The organism is Dorea phocaeensis (assembly GCF_900240315.1).
Lineage (GTDB): Bacteria > Bacillota > Clostridia > Lachnospirales > Lachnospiraceae > Dorea_B > Dorea_B phocaeensis.
On record NZ_OEPZ01000002.1, the window covers coordinates 530,664 to 555,792 of the forward strand.

The window sequence follows — 25,129 nt, forward strand, 5'->3', positions numbered from 1 at the left end:
GAATCTCACCTCTTCTTTCTTCTGCACTAACTGGATCTACAGTTTCAGTCCAATCGCTTCATTTACATAAGATGTGATAAAATCTTTCTTGCGTCCGGTTCCGTGCCTGTCAGGGATTTCAATCAACAGCGGCATCGTCCGTTCCAGCTTGATCTCATCAATCAGATCCGGGAACTCCCGCCCGAATTTCTCCGTCAGCAGGATGATTCCTACTGTCTTATCATTCATTGCGTCTTCAATCGCCGTCCGCAGCTCCTCCCGTTCGTGAACCACAATTCCATCCACTCCGGCAAGACGCATCCCTGTCAGTGTATCGATATTATCACTGATCAAATACATCTTCATCTTACAATTTACCCAGGATCATGAAGGAGATGATCAGTCCATACAGACACACACCTTCTGCAAGTCCTACAAAGATCAAGGATTTACCAAGCGCGCTTGAATCTTCACTGATTGCACCAAGGGCTGCGCTTGCCGCGCTTGCTACTGCAATTCCTCCGCCCACACAGGATAAACCGGTTGCCAATGCGGCGGCGAGATATCCAAGACCTGCAGCATTTCCGGCAGCGGCAGCTGCATCGGCAGCCTGTACCGGTTCTGCACCAAACAACATAATTCCGGCAATTACGAATGCACCAAAGTAAAAGAATACATTTGCCCCTAGCATTCTTTTATACCGACGCTTCGTATGCTCTCCCAGCAAAAAGTAACCAAACGGAATGATAATGCCAAGCACCAACGCTGCAATAAGTAATAATTTTACTGATAATGTCATAATTCAAATCCTCCTTAGATAAAACTTTCCATAAAAATATTCTTTTCTATACTTCTGTATGATGATTCTGGAATGGATGAAACTCTCTTCCGCTTCCTTTATAAAATCTGCTGAACATCTCGTAATACTCCAGACGCAGTACCTGAATTCCAACGATCAGACCTTCCAGCAGACATACGATTGCATTTCCCACTACAACACCAAGCCAGTTCGGATCTCCCAAATGCGCTCCGGACAGCATCAGCACCACCTCCATAATGGCTGCATGGCTGACCGCAAACGCTCCAATTCGCACATAAGACAGTGTATTAGAGAAATAACTCAGCATGGTTTCAAACAATTCAAAAAATCCCTGTACCAGGAACATTCCTTTTCCTTCCTGAATCTTTCGATGATTACGATCCACCAGATTGGTCAGCGGCTCTTTAAATAAGAACAAAAGAATCGGAATACCAAGAAATATCGCCATCATAATATTTCCCGGCACCTTATGTCCCGTCATATATAACACCACTGTCAGCACCAGGAAGCCATAGAACACAAGTCCTGCCACTCCATTATTTGAAAACCAGACGTTTTCGGTATCGTGATTTCGCACGGCATTCACAATCTGGAAAATTATTACCAGAATATTCAGTCCCATTCCAAATGCAACGGCTACGATGAACACAGTATTTAACTGTCCGATAAACGGAAGATTCGTCATTGCCTCCACCGGTCTTAGCCAAAGAGCCGGAAGTACATCCTCGAATCCAAATACACTTCCGAACAAAAATCCAAAAATAGTGGAGAAAATTCCAGCCACCGAGATAATTCCAGCCAGATTAATCTTCTTGATCAAATACAACAGGCCGCCTCCGATGAACAGACACAACCCTTGTCCCACGTCGCCGAACATGGCTCCAAAAATAAACGTATAGGTCAGCGCCACAAACATCGTCGGATCCATCTCGTTATGAGCAGGAAGTCCATACATTCTGATAAACATCTCAAAAGGTTTAAAGAATTTGGGATTCTTCAGCTTCGTCGGAGGGTCTCCAAAGAATTTTTCTCGATCTTCCTCTACCACAACAAACACTCTCGGATCGTTTTTAATCTCTTCCAAAAATGACGCCACGTCATCCTCACCCATCCAGCCACACAGAATATAATAATCCTCTTTCGCGTCGCCTTCTTTCACTCTCGCAGCCATTTTTCGAACATCAAAGTTATTAGACAACTCCTCCAGGCGTTTTCTCGCTCCTAAAAGTCTGGAGCCCTGGCGCATCATCAACTCTTCAATCCGTTCATCAATCTTCGCGATCTCTCCTTCTGTCTCTTCCATATCACTTCGAAGCGACTCACACGCCTGCGCTGGTGTTCCCATGTAGTCTGATGACAGCGCAATCCGTTCAAAATGGAGCGAATTGAATACAGAATCTACTTTACTTGCATCTATATTTGACACAAAATAGCATCCATAGACATAATTTTCATTCCTAATTCCTTCTTGAAATACTGCATCCAAGTCTTCAAACAAATATTTTTCCAATCGCTTATAGTAATCTACACTAATTCTTCCAAAGCGCACCTTCATATATTTGTAACGCATCGCCTTGTACAGATCCAGTTCCAAAGGAAGAAATGGCTCTAGGATATTTAGTTTCTCCCGCAGAATCTCCTGCTTCTTCTTCTGTAACTCCCGCTGTTCCTGAAGCTGAATATAATCACGATTCACATCTCGAATCAAATCCAGAATCTCCTGCTCTGTCATAGACACATCCATTCTGGCTGAACCTTCTGGCAAAAGCGCCGTAAACTGTTCTGCTTTTGTAAGCGGCTCCTTATAAGGATTCATTTCCGCAAACGGGAGCAGATTATTCGTCGTCTTTAACTCTGTCAGCGCATTCTCAAGCTGCATCTCATACTTTGACAGGTAGACGTCGCACACTCTGTCAATATCGATTCTTGGCCCGCTGATGCTTAAAAACTTCATCTTTACAATCATTGTGTCACACCTCCTAAGTATCCTAACGTCTCTCCCTTTGATAGACCGTAACGAATACATTCCAGGGCGGTAGTTAGTTTATAAATCTCTTCTTCCTTTAAAAATAAATACGTATTAATCGTCGCTATTGAGTAAGGATTGCGTCTTCGGTCTGCCCGGTACAGACTTTCCAAAATCTCTTTGTACATCCTCTCCATCGTGGAAGCTTCCATATACTGATATCGTTTCCCATAATAAGTCTCTTCCATCTGATTCCGGAATTCTTCCACTGTCGGCGCCTCTACCAGCCGTTTAAAATCATCGACATTCAAGCGGTAATGAATCGGTATCGTCATAGAATAAATATCCGGCGGCAGTAAATGATAATATTTCTTCGCCCGGTAAATCCACTGAATATTTAACAAATCAACCTTTGTACCACAATCTCTTGTAAACAAATCTCTTTCTTTCTGATTCATTACTCTCTTATTCCTTCTCCACATGGTGGAAAAATAGTATAAGTCCAGAGCCAAATCATAATCGAACAGCGTCGCACTTTCTGAATCTTTAAACTTTTCCAGCGGCGCATAATATTCCGTATCTCTAAGATTATCAATCAATTCATCTACGGTTTTGGATGTCATTAATTTGTCGATGGAGATCTGTGAATATTTATCAAAAAACTCTTTCTTATATTCCAGATCAAACGGTTTATCATAATGGTTAAAGACAATCCGAAGACAATAATTAATCAGATCAATCTCATAACGCTTCCAGTAAATTTTCAGAAATCTTTTCTGTTCCATTCCTGCAAACCGGAAGATTCTTGTATAGTCATCATATAAAGACTGATACAGCACTTTTTCCACATGACGTCTGTGATACAAGGATAAATCCATCTGATTCATATAGGAAGCATACGCCGGCTTCCCTTTCAGATATTCAATTGCCTCCGGCACACTTTGAAGCCCCGCAATATAATCAAAATCCTTCTCCGTGAGCATCCTGGCCTGCATCGCCCGAATTTTCGTGACGATTCCACTATATGACATTACATTTCCCATAATCTACACCTCAACCATATGCTTAAGGATCTCACGGGCATACACATTGTGATGCTCTTCAAAATCTCTCTTCATAGCTTCAATCGTGGCTGCATTCTTCTGCCTCTGCTCCTCTAAAATCTGCTCCATCTTGGAATTCGCTTCTGCTCGAATCCGCTCCACCTTATCTCTGGCTTCAATTTCCAGATCTCTGTCAAATGCATCTCTTTTTGCCTGAATCTTCTTTTCAATCTCATGCTTCTCTTCTTCTGCATGTTCCACAATCGCTTCCGCTGTCTCTTCAATTTCCGACAGCCTTTCTATCATTGAGCTCATAGCACACCCCCCTCTCTGACTGTTTATTTTTTGTCATGCTATAATCATACTCTTATTCTCCACAATTGCTATAGTAATATTGCACAAAATACATCCCGTTTCTGCATTGACATTTTCTCCTTCAACAGATAAACTGAAAAAAGTGCACAAATGTACCATAAAAACATACTGATTTTATAAGGAGGAACGCTTATGCGTCTTAGAAATATTCCCCGCGCGGAAGGGGTTTTGCAGGAATGCCATCAAGTTATCAAAAACGAAACCGCCTGCCGCGGATCCTGGAACCAGGTATTTGGCAATCAACAGCCCATCTATATTGAGATCGGAATGGGCAAAGGCAAATTCCTGCTGGAACACGCTCTTCGCAACCCTCAGATCAACTACATTGGTGTAGAACGTTATTCCAGCGTTCTTCTTCGGGCCGTAGAAAAATTCCAGGAACTTAAAGAAGCTCCGGAAAATCTCCGCTTTATCTGCATGGATGCCGCCGACATCGCCGATGTCTTCGCTCCAGGAGAAGTCTCCCGCATCTATCTGAACTTCTCCGATCCCTGGCCAAAGGCAAGGCATGCCAGAAGAAGACTGACTTCCCTCGACTTTTTTGCCCGATATGACAAGATTTTAACCTCCGATGGGACGGTCGAATTCAAAACCGATAACCAAGGGCTCTTTGATTTTTCACTGGAGCAGCTGGAAGAATGTCCTTCCTTCACGACCCAGAAATATACCTTCGATCTTCACCACGAACCGGATATGAACGAAGGAAACATTCTGACTGAATATGAAGAGAAATTTTCCTCTTTGGGGAATCCCATTTGTAAACTGATCGCCGTACGAAGAGCTTAACTGCACTCTTCTCTTTCCCATGCATATAATATAGGGAAGAATCACAGTCTGGATCGAAAGCATATGGGACGAAGAGCAAGAAAATCTATGAAACAGAAGCTTTGTGAGTTCACCTACCGAAGAAAAGGACTCCACCACAAACTTCACTGCCTGCGTCATTCCATGACAGAGGTATACCATATCCTGAATCCCAATCGCTGATCTGTCAGACGAATCCAAGAAGGGGTAACGGCTATGCAGCATTTAACAAGAGACAATTTTTACCACGAGACAGCCGGAAGCACGCTTCCGGTTGTTGTTATGTTCTACGCATCCTGGTGCCCCAAATGCGCCATGGTGAAACCCATTTTAAGGAACATAGAAAAAGGCCAAAAGAAACGGATCCGTTTCTTTGAAGTGGATGTCGATGAATCACCGGAACTTTCGGCCAAATATGACACTTCCACCGTTCCTGCCTTTTGGTTTTTTCAAAACGGCGAACCCGTTGGAGTCATGCAGGGCGTCATAAGCGAAGCCACATTTTTATACCGTCTAAAGAAAATCTTTAGAAATAGTTAACTCTTATTTCCTATGCAAACACGCTTTGATATGTTATATTAGGTAAGAATACAAGGCACCGGCGAATGAAAACCTTACACAGCTTCATTCGTCGGTGTTAAACCAACCGCAGCAGACGGAGATACCGTAAGTTTCCAGCATTCGTAAATTTCCACATTCGTAATTGCGGTATCCGGGAGTACCCTGCAGCGAGAATCAAGAAAAGGGGGCATGGTGAACACGCCACGCAATATGAAAAAGTTTAAAAAAGTATTACCGATTATGATGGCAGCTGCCATCACCTGCACAGGCATCCCAATGGTTGCACAGGCAGACAGCTCCAAGGTCGTAACTCTTGGCGCCAATCTTTCAGAAGAGCAGAAGACTTCGATGTATGACTACTTCGGAACCTCTGCCGACAAAGTTGAGACCATCGAAGTCACTAACGCAGATGAAAGAAAATACATGGAAGGAATCGCATCCGAGGCACAGATCGGAACACGTACATACAGCTGTTCCTATGTAGAGCCAACAGCCAGCGGCGGCATCCAGGTAAAAGTTGCTAACCTTACCTTCGTGACCAGCTCTATGATCGCCAGCACACTGACCACTTCCGGTGTTGAAAACTGCAACGTCGTTGCCGCTTCTCCTATCGAGGTATCCGGTACCGGAGCATTAACCGGTATTATGATGGCATACGAAACAGCCAGCGGCGAAACATTAAACGAAGATCAGAAGGCAACCGCCACAGAAGAGCTGATTACAACTGGTGAACTTGCTGACGCTGTGGGACAGCAGGAAGCAACGGACCTGATGAATGAAGTCAAAGGAGAAGTCATTGAAGAAGGACTGACAGATCCATCCGAGATTCAGGATGCTGTAAACGATGCAGCAGAAAAGTACAATATTACACTGACCCAGGAACAGATGGACAAGATCACCGCATTAATGGAGAGCATCTCCCAGTACGATTATGATGTAAAGGCCTTCAAGGAAACACTGGATAACCTGGCCGGAAAAGAAGAAGGCTTCTTCGCAAAAATCTGGGAATCCATCAAAGGCGTATTCACTGGCGGTTCTGATGACGGCGGTATTATCAACGGCACCAACGATGATGCCCTTGGCGCAGATGCCATTATCGACAGTACCTTAGACAGTGTCAAAGATGCAGCAAACGAAGCGAAAGAGGAAGGCTTCTGGGACAAAGTTGTCAACTTCTTTAAAAACCTCTTCGGCGGAGACGATGCAGACAAAGAGGAAGATGCAGAATCTGAGGATGTAGACAAAGATCAGGACGCAGACAGTGAACAGAATTCTGATACCGAAGATCCTGACGCTTCTACATTAGACGACGCCGATACAGATGATGGAAGTGTTGATGACGGAACCACCGACATGGACGATACAGATTCTAATACGGCCGACACCCCTTCCAGTGATGCTTCCGGAACTCCTTCCGATGAACCATCCTTTGGGGATCCTGCACAGAATAGTGAAGCAGCTCAATAGCTTAAACTTCTTACATTTATGTAAAGACACCAAAACGGAGCAGATTGCAATGCAATCTGCTCCGTTTTATTCTCTGGCTAATCTTATCTCTAAAATTCAAACACTGCTACTCCATACGGTGGAAGCTTATATGCGAAGGAATATGGTCTTCCATCACACTCTTTCTTGACCGCCTTATAAACGACCGGTCTTTCTTCTCCGGTTCCTCCGTATTTCTCATCATCGCTGTTCAGCACCAGCTTATACTGCTTTCTCTTCGGCACACCGACACGGTAATCCGCCCGCTCCATCGGCGTAAAATTACATACAAACAAGAGATTCTTCTTTCCATCTTCAGAGTGTCTCACAAAGCTGAAAATACTTCGATATCCATCATCCGCATTGATCCACTCAAAGCCTCGCCAGTCCTGATCCATCTCATATAATGCCTTATTCTGCTTGTACAAATGCAGCAGATCCCGCACCCAGTTCTGAATTGCCAGATGCTCCTTCTCCGCAAGCAGATACCAGTCAAGCTCCCGTTCTTCGCTCCATTCCCGAAGCTGAGCAAATTCCTGTCCCATGAACAAAAGCTTCTTACCTGCATGTCCCATCATAAAGGCATAGCCCGCCTTCAAGTTCGCATACTTATCGAATCCAAGACCTGGCATCTTATTAATCATCGAACATTTCAGGTGTACCACCTCATCATGGGAAAGAACCAAAATATAATTCTCACTGTACGCATAACTCATTGCAAACGTCATCAAGTTATGATTATCCTTTCTAAAATAAGGATCCAGTTTCATATACTCGGTAAAATCATGCATCCATCCCATGTTCCATTTCAGGCTGAATCCAAGACCATCATGTTCTACATCACCCGTCACCATCGGCCACGCTGTTGATTCCTCAGCAATCATCAGCGCCCCCGGATTTCTGCCAAGCACAACCGAATTCAAATGTTTGAAGAAATCGATTGCTTCCAGGTTCTTATTCTCTCCATATTTGTTGGCGATCCACTGACCATCCTGTTTTCCATAATCGAGATACAACATCGATGCCACCGCATCCACCCTAAGTCCATCCACATGGAACTTTTCAATCCAGAACAGGGCATTAGAAATCAGGAAGTTCCGCACTTCATTTTTCCCATAATCAAAAATCTTTGTTCCCCAATCCGGATGTTCTCCCTGTCTTGGATCTGCGTATTCATAAGTCGCAGTCCCATCGAAATCCGCCAGTCCATGAGCATCCCGCGGGAAATGTGCCGGAACCCAATCTAAAATTACGCCGATCTTATTCTTATGAAAATGATTGATCATCCATGCAAAGTCTTCTGGAGTTCCATATCTGGATGTCGGTGCATAATATCCCGTCACCTGATAGCCCCAGGATCCATCAAATGGATGCTCTGCAATTCCAATCAATTCAATATGCGTATACCCCATATCCTTCAAATACGCTGCCGCTTCCTTTGCGAACTCACGATAAGAATAGAAGCCCTCATCCTCTCTTCCGGGATGCCGCTTCCAGGAACCAATATGTGCCTCGTAAACTGACATCGGAGCTTTCTTATGATCCCACTTTTTCCGATTCTCCATCCAGGTCTGATCCGTCCATTTTAATCGGCTAAGATCTGTCACCTTTGATGCAGTTCCCGGTCTTAATTCCGCATAATTCGCATAGGGATCCGCCTTAAATATGTATTCCCCACTACATGTCTCAATACAATATTTATAGAGTTCATTCTCTTTCACGCCCGGAACAAAGCACGTATATATCCCCAGCGGCTCTCCGCGCTCCATCGGATTGGCCTCCATATCCCAGTCATTAAAATCTCCCACTACCGATACGGACTTCGCATGCGGCGCCCATACTGCAAAATATACACCCTTCTTCTTTCCCTTCTGAACAAGGTGTGCCCCAAGCTTTTTATAAATCTCGTAGTGATTACCCTGGCCGTACAGATAATGGTCGAGTTCCCCAATTTCATATGGTTCCATTGCTTTTTCTGCCATAGATTCATCCCTCACATTCCTGTTGCAATTATAGTAATATTATACTTTAGACCGCCGTAAAATTCAAGCTTCGCTATACAATATGACCATTCCTTTCCCGCAAAATCCGACACAGACATACCCTAATCCATATCAGAGCGCTTTCTCAAAAACCAGCCTCTTACCACTCTATACTAGAAAATGCCCCCAGCGACATTTTCTGTCGCCAGGGGCATCTTATTACTTTTCATCTTAAATTTTAAAATCTTCTTCTTTCAGAATAATGCGGTCGGAATCATCGGTACTCTTGCCAAAGACACGTCTTGCCAAATGCTTAACATTCGCTTTCTGAGAATGTGCAATTGCCTCGTCCATAATCTCCTTTACCTCAGCAACCGTCACTGCATGATCTTCTCGCTGCATAACATCGATTCGGCTGTACAGCGCCAAAATTCCCATTTCATCCAGTTTATATCCGTTTTCTTTCGCATAAGTCTGACCAAAAGTAACCAGCTCATCATTAATAAATACTGGCAATTCCAATTTAGAAGTAAATTTCTTTCTAAAGTCCGGATTTGCTGTCAGCAAACGTTCCAGCGGCTTTCTCTGATCTTCCAGTACGAAGAGCAGTTCCCCGGTCTTCTTTTCCATCAGATAATTCAATTCTTTGATTGTCCTGGAGTTCAGTTTTCCGGCCTTCTCAATAATAATTGCTCCACCACGAAGCTTCTGAATAATATTCGTAAGCTCCTTCTTGTTCAGAGATTCTCCGGTTACAATTGCTACCTTACCCTGCTTTAAGTTTCTCTGTTTCTGGATTGCCTTAACAATATCTACTGCCAAAACTGTCTTTCCGGAACCTTTTCGTCCGATTACCATAAGGTTGCCTGTCTTGGAAGTTCCTTCACGCTGTGCTCTCCGGTCGTTATCAAGCACTTCCACAATCTGCTCACTCATACCTCTGACTGGCACGAAATAGGAGAATAGTTTCTTCTGCTCTTCCGTCAGCCCTGCTTTCAGACCAATCTCACTGGTTGCACTCAGATCATAGCGTCCGGTCACAACGAAGCCTGTATCAAATGGAACTCCGCTTCCTTTTGATTTCTTAATCCGAGCCTGAATCTCCTCTTCAGAAGGTTCTTCAATCTCTAATTCCTCTTCCTCAAAGTCAGTTTCTTCATCCTCTTCTTCGGCTTCTTCATCGAAGAAATCATCTTCTTCATAGTCCGCTTCTTCAAACTCTTCTTCAAAGTCGTCTTCAAAATCCGCTTCAAAATCATCCTCAAAGTCAGCTTCCAGATCGTCCTCGAAATCAGCTTCTATATCTTCTCCAAAGTCCGCTTCAAAATCATCCTCATAATCAGCTTCTTCGTAATCGGTCTCCTCAAAGTCTTCTTCCTCGAAGTCAGCTTCTTCGTAATCTGCCTCTTCAAAGTCTTCTTCCTCGAAGTCGGCCTCTTCTGCAGCTGCTTCTTCAAACTCTTCTTCCTCGAAGTCAGCCTCTTCATAATCCGCTTCTTCAAAGTCTTCTTCCTCGAAGTCAGCCTCTTCATAATCGCCTTCTTCGTAATCTGCTTCCTCAAATGCTTCTTCGTCCATCTCGCCGATGATTTCTTCGGCTCCATGAGCTGCCAGTGCATCTTCCAAGCTCAATTCTTCTGGCTCGTCCTCAGCTTCTTCCTTTTCCTGAAGCCCCATTTCTTCCATCAGCTTTACAATATCATCTGGAATTCTTCTGGTCTCTCCAAGCCCTGCCGCTGCAACATCCTCTTCTCCGGCCAGCTTTGCTGCCTCCTCGATAGCTGCTTTTCTTGCTGCTTCTGCTTCCTCGGCCGCCTTTCTTGCCGCCTCTTCTTCCGCCGCTTTTCTTGCCACTTCTTCCTCAGCCGCTTTTCTTGCCGCCTCTTCTTCCGCCGCTTTTCTTGCCGCTTCTTCCTCAGCTGCCTTTCTTGCTGCCTCTGCTTCCGCTGCCTTTCTCTCTATCTCCAGACGTTCCTCTTCTCTTCTTCTCTCAGCTTCTTCTCTTTCCTTCTGGATTCGTTCAACATCTTTCTGTTTCTGCTGCTCGATTGCTTCCGCATTCTGCTTCTGCTTTGCTTCCCACTCCTGAAGGATATCTTCAATTCGCATTTGTCCGGTTACCCGAAGTGCTTCATCCTTTTCTTTCATCGCCTTCTCTTCAATATTCAGGCTTCGTCCGCTTGCAAGCGCCACGCCATTTGCCAGAGCCTCCTGAAGTGTCGCGCCTTTTACAACCTTTGTAATAGAGGACTGTTTCATCGTATCTTCCTCTTTCGGCTCTTCTTCGTCCACCTCTTCTGACTCTTCCGGCAGCATCTCGCCTTCTTCAAAAGAATCTTCGTCCATCTCTTCCGAAATAGTCTCCGCCACCTCTTCAATAACGTTATTAGGCACTTCCATTTCTTCCGATACGTCTCCAGACTCTTCCAGATCATCTTCTGCTTCTTCTGGCTCTTCCTCTTCCGCTGCCTGCGCTGCCATACGAGCTGCACGCGCAGCTTCTGCTGCTGCTTTAGCCTTCAGCGCTTTCTGCTGGTAAGCTGCCTTCTCTTCTTCCTTCTCTTTTTGAAGCTGCATGGCACGCGCTTTCTGCTTACCTGCAGGGCTATTATTATATTTTTCCTGCTGCATTGGCGTCAATGGCTTATATTTCATCTTCAATTCCATGGCCTGGTATACATATTTACCCTCACTGAACCATAGAATCAGGTCATCACACTCTTCTAAGCACTCTGCCGTCATTCCAGCTTCATGGTACAGCTTTGCCAGTTCATACGCCCACTTCTCAACGTATTCCCCTTTCTTAAAGTCCTCTAATGCTGCAATCTGATCCTCCAACGGTGCACCCTGTGCCTTTAATATCTTATATTTCAAAATATACTGATTTGGATCCTTCGGCGCCAGTTTTACAAATTCTTCATAACAGTCAGATGCCTCATCCGTATCATCAATTTTAAGAGCAAGTGTTCCCAGTCGATATACGATCTTTCTGCTTCCCGGCGAACGGTCAAATGCAACAAACAGGATATCCCGGCTCTTCTGAAATTCCCCATTCAATTCGTAAATCTCACTGACTGTGTTCAGCATGGACACACTTTTTACCCTTCTCCAGTCAATGGTATCCGCAATCTCCATCGCTTTTTTATATTGCTTTTTTTCCATATATTCGAGCATCTGCTCTGTTTTTACCCGATATTCATATTTATCCAACACACTCACCTCAAATTTTTATTTAAGTCTCTAATTTCTTACAATTATACATATATAAGTCTATCACAAGGCATGCACATTGTCAAAAAATATGCGGATAAAGTTCTCAAAATACATCAAAATAGCCACCATATTCTCTTCAGATTATGATGGCTATTTTGTATTAAATTTTATCATATTCTTCTTTCAACAAATCGGAGGGTTCGTTGATTTTAACATTCCCATTCGCCTATCTTCTTTTATCTTTCGATATATAACTCAAAGTCTCTGATTATCTTCCGAAAATGATCGTTTTTAATCTTCGATATCACTATTTATATCTCCCGATTGATCTATATAGCTTCTTCTCTCGACTTGAATATCTATAACCATTCCCATTATAGCCAGTGCCCTTATCATTTGTCTATAATCGTATTAAGTTATTCTTCCTATAGCCGCTACACTACATAGCGTCGTATAAATCTGATATATTAGGTAATGTTTCTTTACACATCTTCTAATACCTTTGAACTATGTGTGGTAACTTTACTCAATATGTCTGCAAATGCAATCTATCTATCCGGTTTTACAACTCCGATTACTTTTCTTTATCTATTGATACCGGCTTATTATCCTCTATTTTTAAGGCTTACTTTACGGGAATCTTCATCTGCCGTACCACTGACATATTGATTATGAAATTCTACTGCATTGTCCAATGGATTAAGCCTCCTTCTTTCATATTTCCAATCGATCTGTTCTCACCAACATATGAAATTCAGATCTTTTATCCACTTCTTCCATATCTCCATATAATAAATTGTTATATATGTGATATTTCAAAATTTCCTTTCTCGTCAGAAACTTTTTTGTGGATCTCTTTTGGATTGACTTTATAATACCATCTCCGTTCTTATTTGTCAATACTATTTTTCATTTTTATTATTTTTATTGGATAATTTTGTTTTTATTTTTTGTTTTTTCAGTTTTTTATCACAAAATTATACAATTATTAAATGTTAACCCGTGTGTGTTTTAGGTTGACATTCTTGTTCTCATTGATTATAATCATATCAAATATGTTTCAAAACAATATTAAAATCGTATTTAGAAAGGAATGGTATCACTCCATGAATCAAACAACATCAGCTTCCGTAAATTCCAACCGTCCCTTAACAACCTCGCGCCTGGTTCGCATCGCTCTGGTAACGGCAGTTACCTGTATCCTGGCGCCAATGTCCATCCCGATTCCATTAAGTCCCGTGCCAATTACGCTGACCAACCTGGTTCTGCTGACCGGGCTTTATGTATTAGACTGGAAGGATTCATTAATCAGTTACGTAATCTATCTGCTGATCGGACTTGCCGGACTCCCCGTATTTTCCGGATTTTCCGGCGGCCCCGGCAAAATTGCCGGACCAACCGGCGGATATCTTGCCGGCTTTCTGATCATGCTCCTAATCGCCGGTCTGATTGTTCACGCCTCCCACGGAAAGCGGATCCCTTCCATCTTCGGAATGATCCTGGGCTCTGCCGCCACCTACCTTTTTGGCACCTTATGGCTTGCCTTCCAGATGGATCTTGGCTTTATGGCCGCTTTGTCTATTGGTGTACTCCCTTATCTGGCAGGCGATCTGATCAAAATACTCATTGCCGCCGGTATCGGTCCGGTTATTGGAGGAAGGATCAAATCCATCGAACCAACAAGATAGCATCTATTTTATACAAAGTCGCTAAGAAAAGGAATCAGGCAGCCCGAATGATAAAGCTGCCTGATTTTTATCTTTTTATTCTATTGTTTTCTTGCGCGCAGTAATGATAGCCCCTCCTATGAACAGAGATACGATCACTGCTGCCAATAGCAATTCCACACGGGCCGTATCTCCTGTCTTCACGCCTTGTTGTGGTATGTCTTTTCGTCCCACATCTGGATTATGCCCATCGGGATTGTCCTGATTTACACCACTTCCCGAATTTCCCACGTCTGCTTTTGTAACAATGACAGTCCTCGTCGCCTTTTCCTGATTTCCGGCAGTATCTGCTACCTCATAGGTTAATTCATAGGTTCCTGCAAGGCTGGTGTTCACCTTTCCGGTAACAACGATGCTTTCTGTAATATTGCCATCTACATTGTCTACAGCCGTAACACCCTCCATTACATCAAATGGATCTCCTTCTTTTAGCACCGTCTCCTTCGGAACTGTCAAAACAGGCTTTTCAACATCATACTGCACATTAACATAATAGACATTTGTTCTGGAAATCCCGCCATTTTCATCGGTCACTTCTGCATACCAGCCATTCGTACCATTAGGGGCATCCTTCCACTCATAGGCAGCCGTCTCCTGACTCTTCACAGGTTCCACACTTCCAATAACATCTTCTTTGTAGACATTAACCTGAAAATCCTGCGTTTCCAAGCTCTTAATCCTTGGACTAATTCCAAGATCCGCAAATGAAATCTCAAATGTCTCTGCATCATTTAAATTCGCATCCTCAATACAAAATTCATTTCCCGGATTCGGATTCTCAGAAGGTTTTGCATCGTAATCTCCATAATTGCTATAATCCGATCCACCATAAGATGGTGTAAAGGTTCGGACTATCATCCGCTGCCCTTCTACGTCAAAATGAAGAAGTCTCATATATCCAGCTCCGCCTTCCATCAATCCCTGATAATCAAATAACATATTGTACACATTTCTAGTACTTCCATCCTCATTGGTAAATGTATCAATTCTCGTCTTCGCATTATGATAGTGCCCGGACAGAACCATACATACATTTTCATTCTTCGCAACCACTTCATCGTGAATTCTCTGTGGCTCCTCTCCAAGCCCTCCGCTGGCAAGGAGATATTCATGGAAATTGAGAATCGCCTTTCTCTCCGGATACTGCTCCAGCACATCATTCATCCACTGGATTTCATCATCGCCGATTCCCCAGCCCATATAAATCATAATAAAATCGATTCCGTCCACAGAAATCAGATCATAGTGACCGCGATTGTTCTGATAACTCCCGCCATACCACGGATTAGATGCATAGCGCTCCTCTCCGAAAAACTTTCCGAAATTCGAGTAATCTCCGTTCAAATGTCCCACATCATGGTTGCCTGCCAGCACTCCGTACGGAAACCGGGACTGATCAAGTTTCTGATAAGCCGCATCTGCCTGCTGCCATTCCTGAAGATTTGGTTCATCATCAATAATATCGCCATCGTGGAATAGATACTGAAGATTCATCCGCTGCCTGTTTCCTAAAAGCCAATTGTGGATGTTCATCTGATGCTGATACTGCCCATTATTGGACTGATCCTGATTCCCTTCATAATCCTCATTATAATACTGAGTATCGCTCTCCACCGCAAAGGTAAAGTCATACTCTTCCCGCGGCGTATCATTTTCGTTGGATGTCTCCACGTTATCCGGTGTCTCATTCATGGAATAAGTACCGATCTGCGGAAGTGATCCGTATTGAGGCGGTGTATATCCCTCCCCATTCTGAACGATAAATCGAACGCTTCCATCAACCATATGATCTTTCAGCACAACTTCTCCTGTCAATGTCATACCTTCTTCGGAAATACTCTGCTTTGCATCTACCTTTTCCCAATTTTGGGAAGCTGTATTATAAACATACAGAAATGTTTTTGCATTGCTGCTTTGGCCCATCCACTCTGCCCGGATCACCGTATTTTCATTTACATTCTCACCAAGTTGAATTTGGAAACTGTCGTAAGGAAATCCATTTCCGTTATTCTCTTCAAAGGCCTTCTCAATGCTTCCACTTTCTGCGCTGATTCCACTGTCCTTGACAATATTGGCATCCCCTAGCTCATATTTTTCTCCCTTTTTAAAGGTTACCTTCATCTCATCTCCCGCTTCATCTGTCGGTGTCACCGCCAGCACAGGGGCTTTATTGACCGTCGTTCCATTTTCCGGAGAGACATTTTCTTCAATATCTGCTGATTCTTTTGGTGTCGTAAAGCGAATTTCCTTCTGCGCTGTATTTCCCACATGATCTCTTGCCATAATTACAATGGTATGTTCGCCCGCCTCCATCGTAAGCGCCCGAAATTCATACGGTACCGTAATGGTCTTTCCATCCAGTGTCACAACCGTGTGAACCTCTTCACTGACAGCGTCGGCAGCGGTTACTTCAATCGTTCCACTGTGATACTGATGCCCCTCTTCTATATTGGTTGTAATTTGCGGCGCCGTATTGTCAACCGTCACATGAACTTCTTCTGCTCCATTTGATACGGCGTGGGCTCCGTCAGCTCCTGCCGTCGTATCCCACAGATACCGAATTGCTTCAAAATCACTGTCCTCCAGCTGAAATGTCGCGTAAAGGATCTCATACTTGGAAGTTCCATCACCCATAGAAATATTCGTCTCCTGGGAAGGTATACTCACATCCTGTTTTGGTACCTCGTCAAGGTTCGTGTGTTCTACTGTTCCCAGCCCCTTCTTTGCCTGATAGGAAACCGGAAGCAGCGTTCTACCATTTGGAAGCACCATCCGGATATTCCGCAAAATAAAGTCATCATTATTTTCAATATTGTGTTCCAGAACATTCGCTTTATTTCCTGCGTGGAACTCTACTGTAATCGTCTTCATCTCCGAATCAAACTGACTGGCATCAATGTCATAGACATAGGTTTTCACATCGCTATATGTTCCTTCATTGAAGATTCCTACTACTTCCCCGTCTACCGCCACTGCATTTTTAAAGAATACATCTGTATCGGTTGCCTCAAACGCGATCTTTCCCGGTCCGTTAATGGAACGCTGGGACTCCTTTGCAACATCAACACCATCCAGGAAAAGCTGCGATCCATCTGCAATGATCTGCCGTGTTCCAGTCACCACTTCTCCGTCTTGAAGATTCAGTCCCTGTGACACTTCTCCGTCTTCATTAGCAACACTCTTCTGCGGAGTTGTCACGGATGTGTATCCGTCGCTCACCTCAAAATAATAGGTAAATCCCTTCTTATTCAGAATATCAACCTGCCCGAGAACCCTTTCAAACCGATCTTCGTTCTCTTTACTTCGCATCAAATTGTACGCATCAAATGCTTCCTGGCTGCTCTCCTTCATATATAAAGTTACCGTTTTAATTGTCGTCTCTTCTGATCTTGCCTCCACCGCAAATGCAAAGGATTCCGTCGCATTATTAAAAGAAGTTTCCGTACAGTCCGTCACCTCTGGTTCCTTCTGAGGCGTCACCGGATTTGCCTGCTGCATCGCCTTTTCACTCTCCGTAATAGTTCCCGGCGTCGGCTCTGCCTGGTCAGACGTCATCACAGTCTCAAAAGATCCCTTTTTCAACTGATTCTGAAATGTAATTGATTTATCCTTGGTCGTATTGTCTGCACCATTTTCATTATAAACAACACAATCCACAACATCTCCTACATTAGAGGATAAGCTAACTGCTCTCGTCCCGGAATTTGCCATTCCGCCATTGGAAATTGAAATCACCTGGTTTTCTGCCAGATCTTTTCCGAACTTCTCGTTGAAATCAGAGAGTGTCAGGCTATCATTTGCTCCATTCTTAATCCAGAATACCAGACTTTCTTCTGCCAAAAGAACCTGATCCTCTTTCGTTTCCCACCACACTGTCTGTACGCCCGTATCAGGATAAAGATACGACAGACGATAATCTTTCAAATTAACTGCTTCCTTCGTATTATTGCAGATCTCTATAAATTCATAGGCATCTGAACCGCCCACATTTGCACTGTCCGGAAGAATTTCCGTAATCGTCAGTGCTGGCGGTGCACTGCTTTCTTTCGCTTCTGCTGCCAAAACACCTTCTGCACCACTGCCGATAACGCCTCCCACAAACAGCATGCCTCCTGCCAGTCCTGATAATACCAGCCTCCAGCTTTGTTTCTTCATGTCTTTTCCTCCATACCCTATCAAGTCATATTTCTTGCCCTATTGAGCGTATCACGAAAAGAAAGCTTCTCTCTATCATTCTTTTGTAAACTTTTCTTTAAATGCATATAAAAGATACCCCTCTTAAACAATGGGGATCTGCATCCTTCCCATTATTCCAGAGGGGCATCTTTTATTTCATTCTTTAAAATATTCTATTTCTATCCGCGGTAGTAGTTGATCAGACAACCTTTCAGAATAATCTCGCGTTCCGCATCGGTCATATCCCCAAGCTTCAGCTCGATCTCTTTCAATTCATCGCCTACCACATACGCTTTTACAACGGAGGCTTTCTCTTCAATTGCCTTTCTAATCTCCGGAACAAAAATGTAATCTCCGTTCTGGAAGCTTAAGTTCTCATGGTCTTCCTCCGTGATAAACGGAAGCATTCCCCAGTTGATCAGGTTGGAACGATAACGCTTCGTTGCATACTCGTTGGCAATATTTGCCCAGCCTCCGAGCACCTTCTGACAGGACGCTGCCTGCTCTCTGGCGGAACCATCTCCTGGTTTTACTGCAAAAATGGTGCTTCCGATTCCCAGGTTGCCTTCTCCTACTTCCGGATAAGCTTTTCGAACCACTTCCATCACCGGTCTTAACTCTTCTAATACCTCCAGAGGACACTGTCCTGCTTCGATCGCTTTCTCTGCTTTCTGAACCTCTTTTGCTCGTCCCACATATGCCGGGTCTTTTCTTGACAGCGCAAATTCTGCCAGTCCCAGCGGATTAGAACGATAAGAAGACGTCTCTCCTGACGGAATCAGTTCATCCGTTGTGGTTACCGGATCGTGAATCTCAGATACCACTTTCAACAGAAGATTTTCTGATAATGCCGGCATAGACGGCCAGTCTTTAATATTTGGACCAAACTTGATTTCCACAGACGGATCTGCCTCACCCTTACTGTCAAATACACGGTTTGCATAGATATTCTGATCAAAATGATATTTCCGTCCAGTATATTCTACATCCATTGCCGTTGCCGGTGTCAGGAAGCCCTTGTTTGCTGCTGTTGCCGCAATGGAACGTGCATCCATAAGTGCAACTGATGCAATCTGACCACTCTGAAGCTTGGAGCCTTCACGGTTCGGGAAGTTACGTGTAGAGTGACGGATGGAGAACGCACCGTTCGCCGGAGTATCTCCTGCTCCAAAGCACGGTCCGCAGAACGCAGTCTTCACAATCGTTCCTGCCTGCATCAAATCTGCAACGGCTCCATTTTTCACCAATTCCATATAAATTGGGGTACTTGCCGGATATACACTGAAAGTAAATTCATCTGCTCCGATGTAACGTCCCCGGATAATATCTGCTGCCGCACAAATATTTTCAAATCCACCTCCGGCACAGCCCGCGATGATTCCCTGTTCTACATAAAGCTTTCCATCCACAATCTTATCCTGCAGACTATAGTCTACCGCTCCATCCAAGCTTACCAGCGCTTTCTGCTCTACATCATGGAGAATGTCTTTTAAATTTGCATTCACTTCATCGATCGTATAGACATTCGATGGGTGGAACGGCATTGCAATCATTGGCTTAATCTCGCTTAAGTTAACATAAACCATACCGTCATAATATGCCACAGCTCCCGGATTCAGTTCCTTGTAGTCTCCTTCTCTTCCGTGAATTTCATAGAATTCTCGAATCTTCTCATCCGTTTTCCAGATGGAGGATAAGCAGGTTGTCTCCGTTGTCATTACGTCGATACCGATACGGAAATCTGCACTTAGCTTGTCAATTCCAGGTCCTACAAATTCCATTACTTTATTATTTACATATCCATTTCCGAATACTGCACCGATAATTGCCAGTGCTACGTCCTGAGGACCAACTCCCTTCATTGGCTCTCCATCAAGATAAATTCCAACCACTTCCGGCATCTTGATGTCATATGTCTTATTCAAAAGCTGTTTTACCAGCTCTGGTCCGCCTTCTCCCATCGCCATGGTTCCAAGAGCCCCGTAGCGTGTATGGCTGTCAGATCCAAGAATCATCTTGCCGCCGCCTGCAAGCATTTCCCGCGCATACTGGTGGATAACTGCCTGATGAGGCGGAACATAGACACCGCCATACTTTTTCGCACAGGTCAGTCCAAACATGTGGTCATCTTCATTGATCGTTCCTCCTACTGCACACAGAGAGTTATGGCAGTTTGTCAGGACATACGGAATCGGGAATTTCTCCAGCCCTGACGCCCTTGCTGTCTGAATGATTCCCACAAATGTAATGTCGTGAGAAGTCAGTTTATCGAATTTAATCTGCAGACGTTCCATATTGCCAGATGTATTGTGATCCGCCAGAATATGGTACGCCATCGTTGCCTTCGCTGCTTCCTGCTGCGATACTTCCGTTCCTGTCTTAGCCTTTACTTCTGCCACGTCTTCTGCAATCTCTGTTCCATTCAACAGATAGACTCCTTTGTCGTATAATTTCACCATGTCCTGTTCCTCCTATTTTTTCATATGTTTCATATGGTCTGATACCATCATTGCAATTTTAAATGTCAATGCATCGTCGAATACGCGGACATCCAGTCCCGTTTTCTTCTGAATCTTCTCCAGACGATACACCAGTGTATTCCGGTGCAGATAAAGCTTTCTTGCCGTCTCGGAAATGTTCAGGTTATTATCAAAAAGTGTATATACTGTGGTCAGCTCTTCTTCAAAACAGTCTGCTGCCCCGCCACGGAACACTTCCTTGAGAAACATTTCGCAAAGAGACTTTGGAAGCTGATGGATCAGTCTTCCAATTCCCAACTCACCGTATGCCAGAATTCCGCGTTCTGCATAAAAGACTCGTCCAATCTCCAGAGCCACCTGTGCCTCCTGATAGGAACGCGGCACTGCCTTTATCTCCTGTACGATGGTTCCATATGCCACACGCACGCTGGCCATAGCCTCCATATTCAAAGTGTCCGTAATCTCTCTTGCACGCTGTTGTGCTTCTTCATAACCTTCTGATTGTTCCAAGGCTTTTACAAGTATTACATGCTGTTCATCTACCGATGTGACAAAATCTTTTCTTCCGGATGCATATAATTCACGCAGTGTCTCAAGAATCAGTTCCTCTTTCTCATTCTTTTTTTCGATTACATACACGATCCTCTTTTGATCTGCTGCAATTCCCATTTTCCCCGCCTGATTATAAATATCTACCGGCAAAAGATTTCCTAGAAGAAGATTTTGAACAAAACGATTCTTATCCAGCTTATCCTTATACGCAGTCAAAAGACTGGTCAGCTGGCTGACTCCCATTCTTCCTGCCATTTCCATATTCGCGCACTCGCCCTCAAGCCCTAACAAATATATCGGCTTTCCCTCATCAAACACGAAGAAAAAGCCTTGGCAGCCCTGCAAAATTTCGGCTTCTTCATCAGCCTTCGCCCAAAACTTCTGCACCTGTTTTTCATACTTCTGCATCTTCTCATGGGTCATTACAAGGCAGATGCCTTTTCTATCCCAGACAGCACAATCAAAACTGGTAATGCGCTTGATATCCTGCACCGTTTTATGCAACACTTTATTTGATAACATACATATATGCCTCCCAAATATTCACACACGCTTATTCTAGCACATGTAAATAAAGCTGTCTAACCTTTTAACGCACGGAAGCAAACAATTATTCGATATTATATTCTTTATAAAGCGTCTCACAAAATTCAAAATTCTGCGCTGCTTTTATAATATCTTCATTTCTTCCTGCCTCGATTAATTTTGCTGCTAAAGCTGCAAAGCGTTTTTGTTCCTTCTCTCTCCCTGCCCTTTCACCTTCTTCTCTTCCTAATCTCTCACCTTCTTCAAATTCTACCGTTGTCCCCGGCGGGAGCGGTTCATCATGCAGCGCATTGTATAATGCAATGTCATTTTCCGCTGCTGACTCGTTTTCATAGAACAAATCCACAAATACACTGTTCTTGCATTCTCGGTTTTCTTTTTTCCTGTTTTCTGACACTCAAGATTCCTCCTTTGTTTCTTTCATATCTGCAATAAAAGGAGTCCTCTTATAAGAATAAGTATAATGAATCCTCCCCTGACTATCAAGGTTTTCGCACATATGAAATTGCATGGTTCGGTTGAAAATCGCGGGGGATTTCCCATAGATGTTCCTAAGACTAAATTGAAAAACTGCTTATTACTTGCTGATTTCAAGTAGATAAAAATAGCGTAACACAAAAGTTCACCAAAGACAATCATGTATTTTCGAGCGGAATCACTTTCTCTACCATCCTCCGCCCGGCTTTTGGACATGTGCGGTACAATTTTAGCCCCGACTTTTTCACATAGAAAAGGCGGGCATACCCGTCAAGATATACCCGCTTCTTTCTATCGTTCTTTTTATTTGTTTTCTTTGTTTTTAGCCGCCAGTTTCTTCCAGTTGTAATATCCGTATACAGAGTTAAACAGATAAGCAACCCACATCACAACCATTGTGATCGCAGAAGAGTCTTTTCCGATCAGTAATACCCACATTACTACAGATACCACATTGACAATGATCCACAAAAGCCACTGTTCTGCGTAACGAGCCACCTGCATGATCAAAGCAATAACTGAGAATACAGTTGACATCGCGTCAATAAGAGCAAGCTGCCCGCCAATGCGTGTCAGAATCTGCCAGTAGATTAAGACAATCACTGCTGTTGTAACCAAAAGAATCACGATCTGCTTTGGTGTCAGTGCCTTTCCTTCTACTTCACCGCTCTCTTCGTCTTTATGTCTGGACCAGAGGTAGAAACCAACGAAGTTCATTGGAATATAATAAAACGCATTCAACATAAATTCACCGTACAGATGATTGTTAAATGTAAGGTATGCGTAGATTGCCACGTTAATCGTTGCAAACACATAGGTACTTACTTTTCCTTTTGCCGCCAATACAACGCCAAGAATTCCTGTGATTCCACTAATTAAAGCCAGGGTATTATCCCCCCATATAATACTCAGCACGATCATAATTACCGTAGATAATACAAGCCAGCACTTTTCAAATGTCGTCCATCCCTTAAAAAACTCTTTTACTTTACTCATTGTTCTTTCTTCCTTCCTCAAATTCTTCTGTTGTCAATACAGGTCCTTTTACGCTTACTACCTTTGCTGAAATGCAGTTTGCCATCCGCACAGCTTCTACAAATTCATATCCTGCTGTCCGCATTGCAATCACCGTTCCAATATGAGAATCACCTGCTCCGATCGTATCCACGACTTCTGCCTTTTTAGACGAAACCATACGATACTCTCCATCCTCCAGAAGATGTACGCCTTCTTTTCCCAATGTGATCAGAACGGTATTTCCTGTCCATCCGTATAGTTTTTCTGAAGCCTTTGCAATCTCTTCTTCTCCGGTAGAGGTAACTGCTTCTAACTCATTCAAATGCAGTACCGGATGAAGCGCATACATACGCTTTGCCTTTTCCTCAGAAATATAGGTGATTCGCGGTCCCGGAGCATAGTATACGGTCAATTCCCGGTGCGCCTCTAGGAAATCAAGAATGGCTTCTCCGCCATCTCCTTCCAACTCATATCCGCTGACATACACGGAATCATAATTCTCCACATCCAGTTCCTCAAACCACTCACGCTTAAAATGGCATTCAATTCCCGGTACCGTTAAAAATGTCCGTTCTCCATCCTCTTCTACCATGCAGAGGCAGTAACCATTATCAGAATCCGCAGAACAGATAGGACTCTTATGCCCTGCTCTTTCTAATTCTTTTCGGATAAAATCTGCATACATTCCAGTTCCAACCGGAGCAAACAACGTATAGTTTGTTCCGAAATGTTTTAGGATATCTGCGACATTGTACGCACATCCGCCAACCATCATCGTCTGTCCTTTGGCATACACATCTGTTCCGGACTTGGGAATCTTGTCAATCTCCATCACAATATCCAGCATTGCCGCACCAATGACTATACATCCTTTTCCCATGAAATTCGCCCCCTCTTCTCTTCGATTGCATCTGCATAATGTTCAAAATCTACTTGGTTCGCTTTCTGGATCAAAGAAACATATTCCTCAGGAATTTTCTTCATCCCCTGTGCCGCCCCACAAATGGCAGTCGCCATAGCTCCGATGGTATCGGTATCGCCGCCAAGATTTGCACAAAGGAGCGCACATTTTTTCACATCGAAACCATAATACGCAATGGCAAGCGCCGCCGGAACGGATTCTGAAGTATTTACTCCTGCTCCTACCAGATTATAAAGATTTTCCAAAAATGCAGTTTCATCATCCTTATATTTTTCTGCCAGCTTCACTCCGAGCATCGTTCTGGCACTCAGTGACGGGCTTGGAGTAGATGCCCCTAATTCCATCGCATATTCTGTGACAGAAAGCGCGTCTTCAATCATTTTCTCCCGATCCTGGAATTCCATTGCAGATGCCACTGCCATGGCAATCATAGACGCTCCGGCAATGGTAATGTCACTGGTATGTGTTACACAGGAAACTGCCGCTACATATCGGCACAGTTCTTCTTTCTGCTCGGTTGTAAATAAAGTTCCGATCGGTGCGATTCTCATTGCCGCTCCATTGGACACCGCTTCATCTGAAAATTCTTTTGCACTTTTCCCTTCCTGAAAAAGCTTTAAAGCAACTTTAGAGGTTGGCCCAAGAATATTATTTTCAAAGGCATTTTCTTTTTCCGCCCACTCTAAAATATGCGTTGCAATACTCTGACTGTCCGGCACAAAATCAGTTTCTATCAAACTATCTAAAATGGTCAGTGCCTGACTGGTATCGTCCGTAAATTGTCCCGCCTTATACTGATACGAAATGATATTTTCCGGACATCCGTCTAAAAAGTCTGTGATTACACCATAATGTTCCATGCACCGTTTGCGGCTCCACAGTTCCGGAGGCATACCCATGGCATCTCCGATTGCCATTCCGTACAGTGCTCCCAGTATTTTATCTTTCATATTACAATATCTCCTCTCTGCTTATTATAATAAGTTATATTTCTCTGTTCGTCT

The 25,129-nt window shown here is 43.7% G+C and carries 18 protein-coding genes; 4 read left to right on the forward strand and 14 right to left on the reverse strand.

Annotated elements, in window-relative coordinates:
- Positions 1-36: 36 nt before the first annotated feature.
- From C0979_RS06540 to C0979_RS06560, 5 genes are read right to left on the reverse strand one after another with little or no spacing between them, the layout of a single operon-like run.
- On the reverse strand, positions 37-345 hold the full coding sequence (locus tag C0979_RS06540; protein ID WP_101695211.1) for a V-type ATP synthase subunit F: 309 nt from the start codon (positions 343-345) through the stop codon (positions 37-39).
- 1 nt (position 346) lies between these two features.
- Positions 347-778: an ATP synthase subunit C gene (locus C0979_RS06545; protein ID WP_101695212.1), complete on the reverse strand. Its 432-nt coding sequence runs from the start codon at positions 776-778 to the stop codon at positions 347-349.
- A 46-nt stretch (positions 779-824) separates the two neighbouring features.
- Positions 825-2,765 (reverse strand): V-type ATP synthase subunit I, encoded by a 1,941-nt coding sequence (locus tag C0979_RS06550; RefSeq protein WP_159459861.1) that lies wholly within the window; start codon positions 2,763-2,765, stop codon positions 825-827.
- On the reverse strand, positions 2,762-3,808 hold the full coding sequence (locus tag C0979_RS06555; RefSeq protein ID WP_101695214.1) for a V0D/AC39 family V-type ATPase subunit: 1,047 nt from the start codon (positions 3,806-3,808) through the stop codon (positions 2,762-2,764). Before C0979_RS06555 ends, C0979_RS06550 begins: the two co-directional genes overlap by 4 nt.
- Positions 3,809-3,811: 3 nt before the next feature.
- Complete coding sequence (locus C0979_RS06560) at positions 3,812-4,123, reverse strand: hypothetical protein (RefSeq protein ID WP_101695215.1); 312 nt, start codon at positions 4,121-4,123, stop codon at positions 3,812-3,814.
- Positions 4,124-4,315: 192 nt separating this feature from the next.
- Here C0979_RS06560 and trmB point away from each other — a divergent pair, with 192 nt between their 5' ends.
- From trmB to C0979_RS06575, 3 genes are all read left to right on the forward strand, one after another.
- Positions 4,316-4,969 (forward strand): tRNA (guanosine(46)-N7)-methyltransferase TrmB, encoded by a 654-nt coding sequence (gene trmB, locus C0979_RS06565; protein WP_101695216.1) that lies wholly within the window; start codon positions 4,316-4,318, stop codon positions 4,967-4,969.
- 234 nt (positions 4,970-5,203) lie between these two features.
- Positions 5,204-5,527: a thioredoxin family protein gene (locus tag C0979_RS06570; protein WP_101695217.1), complete on the forward strand. Its 324-nt coding sequence runs from the start codon at positions 5,204-5,206 to the stop codon at positions 5,525-5,527.
- Between the two features lie 231 nt (positions 5,528-5,758).
- Complete coding sequence (locus C0979_RS06575) at positions 5,759-7,015, forward strand: DUF1002 domain-containing protein (RefSeq protein WP_101695218.1); 1,257 nt, start codon at positions 5,759-5,761, stop codon at positions 7,013-7,015.
- A gap of 89 nt (positions 7,016-7,104) precedes the next feature.
- On the opposite strand, the gene glgB is transcribed toward C0979_RS06575, so the two are convergent.
- Positions 7,105-9,015: a 1,4-alpha-glucan branching protein GlgB gene (glgB, locus tag C0979_RS06580; RefSeq protein WP_101695219.1), complete on the reverse strand. Its 1,911-nt coding sequence runs from the start codon at positions 9,013-9,015 to the stop codon at positions 7,105-7,107.
- Positions 9,016-9,246: 231 nt separating this feature from the next.
- Positions 9,247-12,189, reverse strand: a complete 2,943-nt coding sequence (locus C0979_RS06585; protein ID WP_242962667.1) for a hypothetical protein — start codon at positions 12,187-12,189, stop codon at positions 9,247-9,249.
- Between the two features lie 1,145 nt (positions 12,190-13,334).
- Between C0979_RS06585 and C0979_RS06595 the strand changes: the two genes are divergently transcribed.
- The gene (locus tag C0979_RS06595) at positions 13,335-13,916 is read left to right on the forward strand and encodes a biotin transporter BioY (RefSeq protein WP_101695222.1); all 582 of its coding nucleotides are present in this window, start codon (positions 13,335-13,337) and stop codon (positions 13,914-13,916) included.
- Between the two features lie 75 nt (positions 13,917-13,991).
- Here the strand turns inward: C0979_RS06595 and C0979_RS06600 are convergent, their stop codons facing one another.
- The 7 genes from C0979_RS06600 to C0979_RS06630 form a co-directional block, all read right to left on the reverse strand.
- Positions 13,992-18,110, reverse strand: a complete 4,119-nt coding sequence (locus C0979_RS06600) for an immunoglobulin-like domain-containing protein (protein WP_101695223.1) — start codon at positions 18,108-18,110, stop codon at positions 13,992-13,994.
- Positions 18,111-18,310: 200 nt separating this feature from the next.
- Complete coding sequence (locus C0979_RS06605) at positions 18,311-20,590, reverse strand: hydratase (protein WP_101695224.1); 2,280 nt, start codon at positions 20,588-20,590, stop codon at positions 18,311-18,313.
- 12 nt (positions 20,591-20,602) lie between these two features.
- Positions 20,603-21,685, reverse strand: a complete 1,083-nt coding sequence (locus C0979_RS06610; protein WP_101695225.1) for a PucR family transcriptional regulator — start codon at positions 21,683-21,685, stop codon at positions 20,603-20,605.
- Between the two features lie 88 nt (positions 21,686-21,773).
- A complete protein-coding gene (locus C0979_RS06615) occupies positions 21,774-22,106 on the reverse strand; it encodes a hypothetical protein (RefSeq protein WP_101695226.1) in 333 nt (110 codons plus the stop codon).
- Positions 22,107-22,489: 383 nt separating this feature from the next.
- A complete protein-coding gene (pnuC, locus tag C0979_RS06620) occupies positions 22,490-23,182 on the reverse strand; it encodes a nicotinamide riboside transporter PnuC (protein ID WP_101695227.1) in 693 nt (230 codons plus the stop codon).
- Positions 23,175-24,083: a PfkB family carbohydrate kinase gene (locus C0979_RS06625; RefSeq protein WP_101695228.1), complete on the reverse strand. Its 909-nt coding sequence runs from the start codon at positions 24,081-24,083 to the stop codon at positions 23,175-23,177. The genes pnuC and C0979_RS06625 overlap by 8 nt, the downstream gene beginning before the upstream one ends.
- Complete coding sequence (locus C0979_RS06630) at positions 24,065-25,075, reverse strand: ADP-ribosylglycohydrolase family protein (protein ID WP_101695229.1); 1,011 nt, start codon at positions 25,073-25,075, stop codon at positions 24,065-24,067. Before C0979_RS06630 ends, C0979_RS06625 begins: the two co-directional genes overlap by 19 nt.
- Positions 25,076-25,129 lie beyond the last annotated feature (54 nt).